Below are 11,855 nucleotides of genomic sequence, written 5' to 3' on the forward strand. Positions count from 1 at the left end.
GGAGCACCCAGCATGCCCGTGTCCGCCCTCATCGCCGAAGACGAACCCCTGCTGGCGCGTGCCCTGCAGAACACCCTGCAACATTGCTGGCCGGAACTGGAAACACCGCGCTTGGCGGCAAATGGATTGCAGGCCCTGGAGATGGCGCTGGAAAGCCTGCCGGACGTGCTCTTCCTGGATATCCGCATGCCCGGTCGCAACGGCCTGGAGGTGGCGCGCGAGCTGGCCGAGCAATGGCCTGACCGACAGCCCTTCCCGCTGATCGTCTTTGTGACGGCCTATGACGAGCATGCGCTGGAAGCCTTCGAGCGGGCCGCCGTCGATTACCTGCTCAAGCCGGTCAACGAGGAACGCCTGGGCAAGACCGTGCAGCGTCTGCGCGCACTGCTGGCGCAACGCGCCGCCCGCAGCCAGGACCAGCACCTGGAACAGGCCCTGGCGCAGCTACGCCAACTGGTCAGCGCCGACAGCCCCGTCCCCGCTACGCCGCCAGCGCGTCTGGAGATCATCCGCGCCGCCGTCGGCAACCGCACCCGCCTGATCCCGGTGGAAGAGGTGATCTACTTCGAAGCCACCGACAAGTATGTCAACGTCGTCACCGCCGATGGCCAGGCGCTCATCCGCACCAGCCTGCGCGAACTGATCCCGCAGTTGGACCCGGGCCAGTTCTGGCAGATCCACCGAGGCACCGTGGTCCAGGTGCGCAAGGTGGAGGCCGCCGTGCGCGACGAGGCCGGCAAGCTCTCCCTGCAGTTGCATGGCCGGCCCGAGAGGCTGGCCGTGAGCCGGCTGTTCGCCCCGCTGTTCAGGCAGATGTAAGACCGTCAACCTCAACGGCCATAGTAGTAGCCCGGCCCGTAGTACGGACGGTAGTAATGTGGCTGCGGCGGCCCGGCCGGCACCACCACGCAGGCCGACAAGGTGGCCGCTGCGACAGCGGCGGCGACGATGAGCTTGAGCCACGATTTCATGATCTCTCCCAGATTCAATTTGATTACGGGACTAGGCAAAGCGCCCATCCACGCAGGCAGGTTGCCAGCGCAAGACCATGACATGTCATGCAGAGCCGTATCATCTGTAACAAGAAAACGGCAGCCCGCGCGCCACTGGCGGCAAAAAATGCGCCCGGAGCGGGCGCACGGGCCGATGAAACCGGGCGCGTAAGGTAAAATGCAGGCCATCTGAATAAACAGGCCCCCTCCCCCGATTCATCTCATGAGCAACGAACTGAAAAACGGACATACCCCTGCCCCCTCCACCAATTTCCTGCGCGGCATCATCGAATCCGACCTGGTCTCGGGCGTCTACGCCCAGCGCAGCAACCGTGAAGGCGAAGCCCTGCCGCAGGTGGTGACCCGTTTTCCGCCCGAGCCCAACGGCTACCTGCACATCGGCCACGCCAAGTCGATCTGCCTGAACTTCGGCCTGGCCGCTGACTACGCCGGCCGCTGCCACATGCGCTTCGACGACACCAATCCCGAGAAGGAAGAACAGGAATACGTCGATACCATCCTGGACTCGGTCAAGTGGCTGGGCTTCTCCTGGGAACATGAAGGCAAGTCGCACCTGTACTACGCCAGCAACTATTTCGACGTCATGTACGCCTGCGCCCAGGCCTTGATCCGCAAGGGCCTGGCCTACGTGGACGAGCAGAACGCCGAGCAGATGCGCGAGAACCGCGGCACCCTGACCGAACCCGGCAAGGATTCCCCGTGGCGCAACCGCCCGGTGGACGAATCGCTGCGCCTGTTCGAGGAAATGCGCGATGGCAAGCATCCGGACGGCTCCATGATCCTGCGCGCCAAGATCGACATGGCCAGCCCCAACATGAACCTGCGCGATCCGGCCATCTACCGCATCCGCCACGCCACCCACCACAACACCGGCGACAAGTGGCGCGTGTACCCGATGTACACCTTCGCGCATCCCATCGAAGACGCGCTGGAAAACATCTCGCACTCCATCTGCACCCTGGAATTCGAAGACCAGCGCCCGTTCTACGATTGGCTGCTGGAACAGCTGGCCGAGGAAGGCTTCTTCAAGAAGCCGCTGCCGCATCAATATGAATTCGCCCGCCTGAACCTGACCTACATCATCACCAGCAAGCGCAAGCTGCGCCAGCTGGTCGATGAAAAGATCGTCTCCGGTTGGGACGACCCGCGCATGCCCACCATCGTCGGCCTGCGTCGCCGTGGCTATACGCCTGAAGCGATCCGCCTGATGTGCGACCGCACCGGCGCCTCCAAGAACAACAGCTGGATCGACTTCAGCGTGCTCGAAGGCGCGCTGCGTGAAGACCTGGACCCCAAGGCCCCGCGCGCGGTGGCCGTGCTGCGTCCCCTGAAGCTGATCATCGACAACTTCCCGGAAGGCGTGTCTATCGATTGCAGCGCCCCGGTCTATCCGCCCGCGCATCCGGAACACGACACCGCGCACCGCCACTTCCCGATTACCAAGGAACTGTGGATCGAGCGCGAAGACTTCATGGAAGAACCGACCAAGGGCTACTTCCGTCTCTTCCCCGGCAACAAGGTACGCCTGCGCTACGGCTACGTGGTCGAATGCACCGGCTGCGACAAGGATGAACACGGCAACGTCATCGCCGTGCACTGCAACTACTTCGAAGACAGCAAGAGCGGCACCGAAGGCAGCTCCAACTACAAGGTCAAGGGCAACCTGCACTGGGTCAGCGCCGAACACGCCCTGGCCACCGAAGTGCGCCTGTACGACCGCCTGTTCTCGGACCCGCATCCGGACGCCGGTGGCAAGGACTTCCTGGCAGCCCTGAATCCGAACTCCAAGGAAGTCATCACCGCCTACCTGGAGCCGACCCTCAAGACCGCCCAGCCCGGCGAGATCTACCAGTTCGAACGCCACGGCTACTTCGTGGCCGACCGCGTCGATTCGACCGCGGGCCAGCCGATCTTCAACCGCGCCGTGACGCTCAAGGACAGCTGGGGCAAGTAAGCCCGAACAGGTAAAGTCGGACCCGGGAGGGTCCGGCCAGGGGAATTCGGCCACAGGGCCACACGGGCGGCAGCGCGCCAGCCGTCCGTGCCATGGGAAGGCGCAGCTGGGCGGCAGCCGCCGCCAGCAGAGCAAGGGGAAGGCTCATGTTCGAGCAGATCAAGATCCAGCGCCTGTCGATGTCGTCCATCTACAAGCTGCTGGCCGTGGGTACCACGTTTTCGCTGGTGCCGTTTTCGACGCTGATGGGCGTGCTCTCGCTGTTCGGCGCACAAACCATCACCTGGGATGGCAAGCACCTGATCGGCTATGACGGCCTGATCGCTTCGCCCTTCATCGGCCTGTTCCTGTCGGCCTTCATCACGCTCTTCATGGGCACCATGTGCTGCATCGGCCTGTGGCTGTATTCACTGTGGCGCCCGCTGTCGCTGAAGGTGGAAGCGGTGGACAACCTGGATATCGACAAGCTCATTCGCGAGAGCGAAGAGGCCATGGCCACACGCGACTAGTTCGACCAGATCGACCAGTCCGATCCGGTCGCAAGCGGCGTCAGAAGATCTTCATCCATCTCAGGAAGGCCACGGTCGCCACACCGAGGCCGCCCATGACCCCCATCACGATCCAGAACGAGGCCTCGTCATGCAGGCCCGGCAGCCCCGCCACGTTCATCCCGAAGATCCCCGACACCAGCGTGGCCGGCATCAGCAATGCGGTCAGGATCGACAGCGCCATCAGGTTGCGGTTCATCTGCTCCGACATCTGCGAGGCGATCTCTTCCTGCAACAGCTTGGCGCGTTCATAGACCGCTTCCACGGTGGAGTGCAACTCATTGAGTTCGTCCAGCGCATGGGTCAGGTCTTCCAGCGCCGCCAGCGGCACCCAGGACGGACGCAGGCGATGGAATTGCGCCAGGATGCGCCGCTCCGGCGCGATATAGCGGCGCAGCTCGGCCAGTTGGCGGCGGATGCTGGAGAGCTCGCTGCGGTCTTCCGCCCGGCGGTCCGAGAGCACCGAGAATTCGATGTCATCGACCTTGTCATTGAGCTTGTCCAGGCGCGCATTGAAGCCATCGGCCAGGCAGCGCAGCAGCTCGGCGAACAGGTCCATGGGATTGTCGAAGTCGCCGCCGTCGAGCACCTTCTGGCGCAGCATATTGGTCGACAACAGCGGCTGGGTGCGCAGCGTCAGCAGGCGCGTGCGGTCCAGGTAGAAATGCAGCGCGCCCTTCTCGGTACCGGTGTCGCCGATCTCCATCTTCATGTCGGTCAGCGTGCCATAGACGCCGTCGGGCGTCGCGTGCAGGCCGGGATGGGTATCGCTGCTGAGGAGGAATTCGGTAATGTAGTCGGGAATGCCGCTGTGATTTTGCATCCAGTGCTGGATCTTCACATCAGCGGTCTTCACATGCAGCCAGGTGAAGGCGGGCTCGACGGGCCGGTAATCGACCAGGTCGTTCCAGTTCATCTGGCGCGCGCGTCCCTCTTCGAAGCGGAATGCACAGATGAATCCGGCCGGCTCATAGAGCAGGTGCAGGGCTTGCGGGGTGTCCGGCGGATTGTGCATGGGCGGCCAGGTCGGTGAGAGGCGGTAAAGAACGAGGCATTCTAACGACCGTCTTTGACATATTTGTGACAGCGCCATGACGGCGCTTGACCGCACCAGCCGGATCAGTAGTTGAAGTTGCGGTTGCCCCAGGCTTCGCGGGCGGCGCCGCAGACCCGGATCTGGGCCTCGTTCATGCCGGAAGTGCCATTCAACTGGCATTGGTCGGAGACCGACTTGGCCTCCTCGATATTGGCGCGGAAGTAGGCGTAATCCTTCTTGCCGGACTCGGGCTGACAGGCCGACAGCAAAGGCATCGCAATGCACAGCAGCGCTGGCAGGCGGAGGACAGAGTTCATGCGGTGTTTTCCCTGAAAACCAGGCCAGGCCCGGTGAAAGGCAGCGGCGCGTCCCGGCTCCTTCCCCAGGGCCGTTGTGGCGCGATTTCACTCAAAAGCTTCGCTGCGACGCCGCAGAGTATAGACAGCAAATCGGGATTGCTCAACGGAAATCTCTCCCCTGTCAGCATCCTCTCATCCAGTAAAAAGGCCGGCCCCGAAGGACCGGCCTGCACCGGGTGTCAGACGGGCGTCAGGCTGTTATCAGCCCGACAATCCGTCGCAACATCAAGCGCGACGCTTGAGCAAAGCGTGCAGGATGATGGCGCCAAAGGTGGCGGTCCCGATGCCGCCCAGCGCAAAGCCGCCCAGCTTCAAGGTGAAGTCGCCCGCACCCAGCACCAGGGTCACGGCAGCCACGATCAGGTTGGTGTTGTTGGAGAAGTCCACCTTGTTTTCCACCCAGATGCGCGCACCCGAGATGGTGATGAGGCCGAACACCACGATCGACACGCCCCCCAGCACGGCGCCAGGAATGGTCAGGATGACGGCGCCAAACTTGGGCGAGAAGCCCAGCAGGATGGCGATGACCGCCGCCACCACGAAGACCAGGGTCGAATAGATCTTGGTGACGGCCATCACGCCGATGTTCTCGGCATAGGTGGTCACGCCGGTACCGCCCACGCTGCCCGAGAGCATGGTGGCCAGGCCATCGCCGACGAAGGCGCGGCCGATGTAGCGATCCAGGTTCTGGCCGGTCATGGCCGAGACCGCCTTGATATGGCCCAGGTTCTCCGCCACCAGGATGATGGCCACCGGGGCCAGCAGCGCCATGGCGCCCGCGTGGAACACCGGTGCGGCAAAGTGCGGCACGCCGAACCAGGCGGCATTGGCCACGGTGGAAAAATCAATCGGCTTGCCCAGGCCCAGGCCATTGGTCAGCACCGCATACAGTACATAGGCCAGCAGCAGGCCGACCAGGATCAGCAGGCGTTGCAACATGCCACGGGTGAACACTGCCACCCCGCCCACGCAGAGAATGGTCGCCAGCGCCATCCAGCTGTCGAAGCTGCTGCCGGAGACACCCTTGACCGCAATGGGAGCCAGGTTCAGGCCGATCACCGCCACCACCGCGCCGGTCACCACCGGCGGCATCAGCGACTCGATCCAGCGTGTGCCCACGCCGGCGACGATCAGGCCGATCACGGCATAGACCGCGCCGCAGGCGATGATGCCGCCCAGCGCCACGCCCAGGTTGGTGTTGGGGCCGGAACCGGCATAGCCGGTCACGGCGATGACCAGGCCGATGAAGGAAAAGCTCGATCCCAGGTAGCTCGGCACCCGTCCGCCCACCAGCAGGAAGAACAGCAGCGTACCCACGCCCGACATCAGGATCGCCAGGTTGGGATCGAAGCCCATGAGCAGCGGCGCCAGCACGGTCGAGCCGAACATGGCCACCACGTGCTGCACCCCCATAGCCAGGGTCTGCGGGGCCGGCAGCCGCTCATCGGCGGCGATCACGGCGCCCTGGCCGTCGTTGGTGCTTTGGCGCAACCGCCATTGGGGGAAATACGAACCCGACATGGAGATCCCTTTCGTTGTGGATTTGTTTTGATGGATGGACGTGGAGACGAAACGGGGGCTAGTGTATTGAGCGAACGGACAAATAACAATTGCTGCCGCCCGCCGCCGCAAAAAAAATCCGTAAAACAATTCGGCCCCGCCTCCTGCTGCCGCCGCACGGTGCAAAAACCCCCGGCAAACCCGGCCCCTGCCCCAAAACGGAACAGGCGTTTGCGCAAACGGGGCCGCCTCCTTCACAGGCATGTTTCTTGCGCATCGGGAAAGGTTAGAATTCGCTCCCGCCTTCGCTACGCCATGTCGATGATCAACCTCACCACGCCCGCCCTGCTCTTTCCCGCCACCTCGCTGCTGCTGCTGGCCTACACCAACCGCTTCCTGGTGCTGGCGCAACTGATCCGCAATCTGCAGCACCAGGGCCAGAACGACGAGCGCGGCCTGGTGATCCGGCAGATCCTCAACCTGCGCAAGCGCATCGTGCTGACCCGCTACATGCAGGCGCTGGGGGTGTCGAGCTTCATCATGTGCGCCATTTCCATGTTCCTCATCTTCGTGGATCGCAACCGCGCAGCCGAAGTACTGTTCGGCCTGAGCCTGTTCCTGCTGGTGCTGTCGCTGCTGGTCTCGCTGTGGGAGATCATGATCAGCACCCGCGCCATCGAAATCACCCTGGAAGACATGGCCCACAAGCTCGAACATGCGCCCATCGTGTCCGAATGACGCCTTGAATGAACCCTTTTCACGGCGCCGCAAATTCTATTGAACGCCGGTTGCGTCCGAAAATGTGATAATCGGGCAGCCCCGACCGGCGCACCACGGCGCCGGGGAGCCCTCTCAAGACTAAGGAGACCCACATGATCCTGGAACTGGCGGACATCCGCATCCAAGCCGGCAAGCAGGCCGAATTCGACGAAGCCATCCAGCGCGGCATCGCGCAAACCATCGCCAAGTCCAAGGGCTATCTCGGCCATCAGGTCCAGAAAGGCGTCGAATCGCCCGAGCGCTACCTGCTCATGGTGCGCTGGGCCACCCTGGAAAACCACACCGTGGACTTCCGTGAATCGCCCGCCTTCACCGAATGGCGCGGCATCGTCGGCCCCTTCTTCGCCGGCGCCCCGCAGGTCGAGCACTTCGCCCTGCTGAGCGGCTCCGACTAAGACCCCTGACCGCTTCCCCGCAGCGGCCCAGCACGCCGCCGCGGAACGTTTGTGGCGGCGCCCAGACTAAGCGCGTACCCAGGACGTGTACTGCTGTTGCACGTTTTCTGACCCGCGCCGCCACGACAAGAGCGCCCGTTCATCCGGGCGCCAGGATGACCAGGATGACCACACTGCCCCGCTCCCTCCGCTCCCCCCTCCCTGCCCTGGCCGCCCTGCGCGCCCTCGCCTGTGCGCTGGGCGTGCTGCTGGCGCTGTCCGGCTGCAACAGCGAGAGCAGCGACGAACAGCGCCAGGCCGAAGTAATCGGCAATTTCTACCGCATCCACCTGCACAACCACGCCCCGGGCCTGCCCTCGGCGGACGAACTCAAGCAATTCGAACCGCTGCTCAGCCACGCCCTGCAAGCCCTGCTGACCCAGGCCGAGGCGGCCGAGGCGCGCTACCATGCCGTGGCCGGCCCGCAGGCAGCGCCCCTGGTCGAAGGCGACCTGTTCACCTCGCTCTACGAGGGCGCAACCTCTTTCGCGGTGCAGTCCTGCGACAGCGACGCCCAGCGCTCCACCTGCGAGGTGGCCTTCCGTTACCAGAAGGATGGCGCCGATGAATCCTGGAAGGACAAGATCCTGCTGGTACGCGAAGAGCAGCAATGGCGCATCGACGACATCGAATTCATCGGCAACGACCAGTCCAGCCAACGCGAATACCTGACCGACACCCTGGCCGACGCCATCAGCCAGGTCCAGTAAGGCGGCGAGACGACCTGGCTCGCCCTGCCCGGGCAGGCGAGAGCGGAATTGGCGGCTTTTTGGCGATGTGTTCTCGGGCTTCCGGATGAGGTGCAACGCGTAAGATCGCATCTGACATGCTGGTCGGCGGGCCCGACAGCGCGAAGAGGCGCCCGGCAGGCATTACCGACAGCGCGATGGACGGGCGGCAGTTTGCCGCACCGTCCATTTGCGCGTGCGTCGTGGCAAGCAGCCCGGCCAGATAGAACACTAGAACCGATGACAAGCCGCCCGCTCCAGCGGACGGCACAGGGAGAGATGGATTGAAGCGGATCGGCAAGATACTCGTGCTCGCTACCAGCCTGCTGCTGGCGGCCTGCTCGTCCAATGAAGAGAGCGCGGCCAAGGACCTGGTCAAGGACTTCTACCAGACCCATGCCTCCACCCGCCCCAGCGGCGCGCTCACGCTCAAGGAACTGATCACCTTCCGCCGCTTCCTGTCGGTGCCACTGTTCGACCTCCTCAAGGATGTCTCGGTGGCCGAGGAAGCCCGCGTGACCCAGGCTGCGGCCCGTCCGGACGATGACCCACTGCCGGCGCTGGTGCAGGGCGATCTCTTCACCACCAACCCCAGCGGCGCCTCGACCTTCCGCATCGTCAAGTGCGAAGCGCAGGAGCGCGAAGCCAGCTGCGCCGTGGAACTGATCTTCAGCGACGCCAAGCTGCAATCGCCAGCCAAATGGACCGACAAGGTCGTGCTGGCGCGCGATGCGCGCGGCTGGGTGATCGACAATATCCAGTTTGCTGGCGGCCCCGCACCGATGCGCAGCGGCACCCTGCAAGACGCCATGCGCAAGGTCCTCAAGCGCGACGCCGCGCCATTGCAGTAGGTCGGCTGGCCTCCAGAGAGTCCAAGTCCTTCGAAAAATGCCCCGCTGATCCTTGCTGCGCTACCGCCGACAAGGGCGATCTCGCCGCTAGGCTCTATAATCGCGCGATTCCCATAGAAGCCCGCTGCGATGTCCAATCACACCTTCCTCTGGCACGACTACGAAACCTTTGGCGTGGTGCCGCGCCGCGACCGCCCCGCCCAGTTCGCTGCCGTGCGCACCGATGCCGAACTCAACGAGATCGGCGAGCCCATCATGATCTACTGCAAGCCCGCGCCGGACTACCTGCCCGACCCGGTGTCCTGCCTGATCACCGGCATCACGCCCCAGCACTGCCTGGAACACGGCCTGCCCGAGCATGAATTCGCGGCCCGGATCGAACAGACCCTGGGCGAACCCGGCACCATCGGCGTGGGCTACAACACCATCCGCTTCGATGACGAAGTCACCCGCTTCATGTTCTGGCGCAACCTGATCGATCCCTACGCCCGCGAATGGCAGAACGGCTGCGGCCGCTGGGACCTGCTGGACGTGGTGCGGCTGACCTATGCGCTGCGCCCGCAGGGCATACAGTGGCCGAAGAAGGACGACGGCAGCGTTAGCTTCAAGCTGGAACATCTGTCCAAGGCCAATGGCCTGGTCCATGAGGCGGCCCACGATGCGCTCTCCGACGTGCGCGCCACCATCGCCCTGGCGCGCCTGATCCGCCAGAACAATCCGCGCCTGTTCGACTTCGCCCTGGCCCTGTACAAGAAGGACAAGGCCGCCGCCGAGATCGGCCTGCCGGTGGCGCGCCCCTTCCTGCACGCCTCCGGCATGTTCCCGGTCGCGCATGGCTGCCTGGCGCTGATGTGGCCGCTGGGCATGCATCCCACCAACAAGAACGAAGTCATCGCCTGGGACCTGCGCCATGATCCCAGCGAACTGGCCACCCTGGACGCGGCCACCGTGCGCGAACGCCTCTTCAGCAAGCGCGAGCAGTTGCCCGAGGGCGTGGAGCGCCTGCCGGTCAAGAGCATCCATCTGAACAAGTCCCCCATGGTGGTGGGCAGCCTCAAGACCCTCTCCGCCGAGCGCGCCGCCGAACTCGACATCGATGTCGAGGCCGCCCTGCGCCACGCCGACAAGGCCGCCGCCCTACCCGACCTGACGCCGCTGTGGAGCGAGGTCTACCAGCGCGAGAGCGAAGGCTCGGCGGATGTGGATGAAGACCTGTACGGCGGCTTCATCGGCAACGGCGACCGCCGCCAGTTGAACCAGTTGCGCGCCCTGTCGCCGCAAGCCCTGGCCACGGCCAGCGTGGCCTTCGATGACGCCCGCCTCAATGAGATCCTGTTCCGCTATCGCGCCCGCAACTTCCCCGAGACCTTGAGCCCCGAGGAAGCGCAGCACTGGGAAGACCATCGCGCCGCCCGCCTGTTCGACGGCGCCGGCGGAGCCCGTACGATTGCGCAACTGTTCGAGCAGATCGACCAGTTGCAGGAAGAGGCCGATGACGAACGCACCCAGGACATCCTGGGCGCGCTGTATGACTATGCGGAAATGATCGCGCCAGCCAATCAGTAAGGCAGGCGCCCACCGGTCGCGTCTACTGCGCGGCCGGCTTGCCCTGCGACTTGAGCTTCATGATGAAGGCGCGCAGGGCCGGCTGGATCTCTTCGAACAGCGGATGCTGGCGGTTCTTGAGCATCACCTCACTGAATAGCTTGAGGCCCAGCGCCAGCTGCGCGCTGGTGTCGCTGTCGAACTGGCCATTGCCGCGCAGCCGGGCGATGATGCCGAAGATGTCATCATGATTGCCCGCCTCGAAGCGGATGGGCTCATGCAGCGTCTGCCCTTCCGAGGCCGTGGCCAGGTGTTCCAGGGTGATGCGGTAGCGGTGTTCTCTCATGTTCTTTTCCTTCCTTTTCCTTCTCTTGCCTGGATCGCGCTGGACCAGCGCTCAGACGCGTTCCACCGCCACGGCGGCGCGGTCGATGATGTCGATGATGGCATGCAGTTCTTCCCGGGCCAGCTTGCCCTTGGCCAGGCGTGTATGCAGGGCCATGCGGAAGTTCTGCACGGCGCGCTGCAGCTCGGGCGAATCGGCATCCGGACGCTCCTGGCGACGCAGCTCGAACTTGCGCAGCACCTGCTGCAGCGCCTCCACGTTGTCCTTCTCTTCCAGGTGAGCCTGGCCCTCGGGGCTGAGGGTGTAGAGCTTCTTGCCGCCGTCCTCGCCTTGCACCGAGGCATAGCCCATTTCTTCCAGCAGGGTCAGGGTCGGATAGATCACGCCCGGGCTGGGGCTGTAGCCGCCGCCCACGAGCTGCTCGATGGCCTTGATCATGTCGTAGCCGTGGCGCGGCTTTTCCTGCAACAGGTGCAGCATGACGATGCGCAATGCGCCCTGCTCGAACATGCGCGCACCGCGACCGCCGCCCTCGCGGCCACGGGGGCCGTGGGGACCGTGATGACCGCGCGGACCGCGCTGCTCATCGTCGTCGAACATGCCGCCGCCATGGTGCGGGCGGTCATCACGCTGGTGCTTGGGGCCGTGGCCGGGCTGGCCCTGATGGCCAAACAGATGCTTGAACATGGTGTATTTCCTTCTTGTCGGGTGGTTGAGGCAGCGACTGACGCACGCTGCGTGTCGATCGATATAGCCAAGAT

At 64.2% G+C, this 11,855-nt stretch carries 14 protein-coding genes; 8 read left to right on the forward strand and 6 right to left on the reverse strand.

Going from position 1 to position 11,855, the window contains the following annotated elements; all coding sequences use genetic code 11:
* Positions 1-12 precede the first annotated feature (12 nt).
* On the forward strand, positions 13-819 hold the full coding sequence (locus BGK68_RS25800) for a LytR/AlgR family response regulator transcription factor (protein ID WP_075259425.1): 807 nt from the start codon (positions 13-15) through the stop codon (positions 817-819).
* An 11-nt stretch (positions 820-830) separates the two neighbouring features.
* Here BGK68_RS25800 and BGK68_RS28155 read toward each other — a convergent pair whose 3' ends face one another.
* Positions 831-971, reverse strand: a complete 141-nt coding sequence (locus BGK68_RS28155; protein ID WP_167578394.1) for a hypothetical protein — start codon at positions 969-971, stop codon at positions 831-833.
* A gap of 244 nt (positions 972-1,215) precedes the next feature.
* Between BGK68_RS28155 and BGK68_RS25805 the strand changes: the two genes are divergently transcribed.
* A complete protein-coding gene (locus BGK68_RS25805) occupies positions 1,216-2,967 on the forward strand; it encodes a glutamine--tRNA ligase/YqeY domain fusion protein (protein WP_075259426.1) in 1,752 nt (583 codons plus the stop codon).
* Between the two features lie 146 nt (positions 2,968-3,113).
* Entirely contained in the window at positions 3,114-3,476 is a 363-nt protein-coding gene (locus BGK68_RS25810) for a hypothetical protein (protein ID WP_041311147.1), read from the forward strand.
* 40 nt (positions 3,477-3,516) lie between these two features.
* Here the strand turns inward: BGK68_RS25810 and BGK68_RS25815 are convergent, their stop codons facing one another.
* The 3 genes from BGK68_RS25815 to BGK68_RS25825 all read right to left on the reverse strand — a co-directional run bounded on the left by BGK68_RS25815 (position 3,517) and on the right by BGK68_RS25825 (position 6,431).
* The gene (locus tag BGK68_RS25815; RefSeq protein WP_075259427.1) at positions 3,517-4,530 is read right to left on the reverse strand and encodes a transporter; all 1,014 of its coding nucleotides are present in this window, start codon (positions 4,528-4,530) and stop codon (positions 3,517-3,519) included.
* 104 nt (positions 4,531-4,634) lie between these two features.
* The gene (locus BGK68_RS25820; protein ID WP_075259428.1) at positions 4,635-4,868 is read right to left on the reverse strand and encodes a hypothetical protein; all 234 of its coding nucleotides are present in this window, start codon (positions 4,866-4,868) and stop codon (positions 4,635-4,637) included.
* A gap of 267 nt (positions 4,869-5,135) precedes the next feature.
* Positions 5,136-6,431 (reverse strand): solute carrier family 23 protein, encoded by a 1,296-nt coding sequence (locus BGK68_RS25825; protein WP_013235565.1) that lies wholly within the window; start codon positions 6,429-6,431, stop codon positions 5,136-5,138.
* A 300-nt stretch (positions 6,432-6,731) separates the two neighbouring features.
* On the opposite strand from BGK68_RS25825, the gene BGK68_RS25830 reads away from it, so the two are divergent.
* From BGK68_RS25830 to sbcB, 5 genes are all read left to right on the forward strand, one after another.
* The gene (locus BGK68_RS25830) at positions 6,732-7,148 is read left to right on the forward strand and encodes a DUF2721 domain-containing protein (RefSeq protein WP_075260012.1); all 417 of its coding nucleotides are present in this window, start codon (positions 6,732-6,734) and stop codon (positions 7,146-7,148) included.
* A gap of 134 nt (positions 7,149-7,282) precedes the next feature.
* Positions 7,283-7,585 carry an antibiotic biosynthesis monooxygenase family protein gene (locus BGK68_RS25835; RefSeq protein ID WP_013235567.1) on the forward strand — a complete coding sequence of 101 codons (303 nt, stop codon included), beginning with the start codon at positions 7,283-7,285 and terminating at the stop codon, positions 7,583-7,585.
* A gap of 164 nt (positions 7,586-7,749) precedes the next feature.
* Positions 7,750-8,334: a DUF3828 domain-containing protein gene (locus tag BGK68_RS25840; protein ID WP_075259429.1), complete on the forward strand. Its 585-nt coding sequence runs from the start codon at positions 7,750-7,752 to the stop codon at positions 8,332-8,334.
* 326 nt (positions 8,335-8,660) lie between these two features.
* On the forward strand, positions 8,661-9,203 hold the full coding sequence (locus tag BGK68_RS25845) for a hypothetical protein (RefSeq protein ID WP_233149421.1): 543 nt from the start codon (positions 8,661-8,663) through the stop codon (positions 9,201-9,203).
* Between the two features lie 129 nt (positions 9,204-9,332).
* Positions 9,333-10,769 carry an exodeoxyribonuclease I gene (gene sbcB, locus BGK68_RS25850; RefSeq protein ID WP_075259431.1) on the forward strand — a complete coding sequence of 479 codons (1,437 nt, stop codon included), beginning with the start codon at positions 9,333-9,335 and terminating at the stop codon, positions 10,767-10,769.
* A 22-nt stretch (positions 10,770-10,791) separates the two neighbouring features.
* Here sbcB and BGK68_RS25855 read toward each other — a convergent pair whose 3' ends face one another.
* Together BGK68_RS25855 and BGK68_RS25860 are read right to left on the reverse strand one after the other, a co-directional pair.
* Positions 10,792-11,094, reverse strand: a complete 303-nt coding sequence (locus BGK68_RS25855) for a DUF3861 domain-containing protein (RefSeq protein WP_075259432.1) — start codon at positions 11,092-11,094, stop codon at positions 10,792-10,794.
* Between the two features lie 51 nt (positions 11,095-11,145).
* Complete coding sequence (locus tag BGK68_RS25860; RefSeq protein WP_075259433.1) at positions 11,146-11,781, reverse strand: PadR family transcriptional regulator; 636 nt, start codon at positions 11,779-11,781, stop codon at positions 11,146-11,148.
* Positions 11,782-11,855: the final 74 nt, after the last annotated feature.

The sequence above is a fragment of the Herbaspirillum camelliae genome (assembly GCF_001929405.1).
Taxonomy (GTDB): domain Bacteria; phylum Pseudomonadota; class Gammaproteobacteria; order Burkholderiales; family Burkholderiaceae_D; genus Herbaspirillum; species Herbaspirillum seropedicae.

Coding starts and splice junctions, on each gene's coding strand:
- BGK68_RS25800 (WP_075259425.1), top strand. CDS start 13: ATGCCCGTGTCCGCCCTCATCGCCGAAGACGAACCCCTGCTGGCGCGT.
- BGK68_RS28155 (WP_167578394.1), bottom strand. CDS start 971: ATGAAATCGTGGCTCAAGCTCATCGTCGCCGCCGCTGTCGCAGCGGCC.
- BGK68_RS25805 (WP_075259426.1), top strand. CDS start 1,216: ATGAGCAACGAACTGAAAAACGGACATACCCCTGCCCCCTCCACCAAT.
- BGK68_RS25810 (WP_041311147.1), top strand. CDS start 3,114: ATGTTCGAGCAGATCAAGATCCAGCGCCTGTCGATGTCGTCCATCTAC.
- BGK68_RS25815 (WP_075259427.1), bottom strand. CDS start 4,530: ATGCACAATCCGCCGGACACCCCGCAAGCCCTGCACCTGCTCTATGAG.
- BGK68_RS25820 (WP_075259428.1), bottom strand. CDS start 4,868: ATGAACTCTGTCCTCCGCCTGCCAGCGCTGCTGTGCATTGCGATGCCT.
- BGK68_RS25825 (WP_013235565.1), bottom strand. CDS start 6,431: ATGTCGGGTTCGTATTTCCCCCAATGGCGGTTGCGCCAAAGCACCAAC.
- BGK68_RS25830 (WP_075260012.1), top strand. CDS start 6,732: ATGATCAACCTCACCACGCCCGCCCTGCTCTTTCCCGCCACCTCGCTG.
- BGK68_RS25835 (WP_013235567.1), top strand. CDS start 7,283: ATGATCCTGGAACTGGCGGACATCCGCATCCAAGCCGGCAAGCAGGCC.
- BGK68_RS25840 (WP_075259429.1), top strand. CDS start 7,750: ATGACCACACTGCCCCGCTCCCTCCGCTCCCCCCTCCCTGCCCTGGCC.
- sbcB (WP_075259431.1), top strand. CDS start 9,333: ATGTCCAATCACACCTTCCTCTGGCACGACTACGAAACCTTTGGCGTG.
- BGK68_RS25855 (WP_075259432.1), bottom strand. CDS start 11,094: ATGAGAGAACACCGCTACCGCATCACCCTGGAACACCTGGCCACGGCC.
- BGK68_RS25860 (WP_075259433.1), bottom strand. CDS start 11,781: ATGTTCAAGCATCTGTTTGGCCATCAGGGCCAGCCCGGCCACGGCCCC.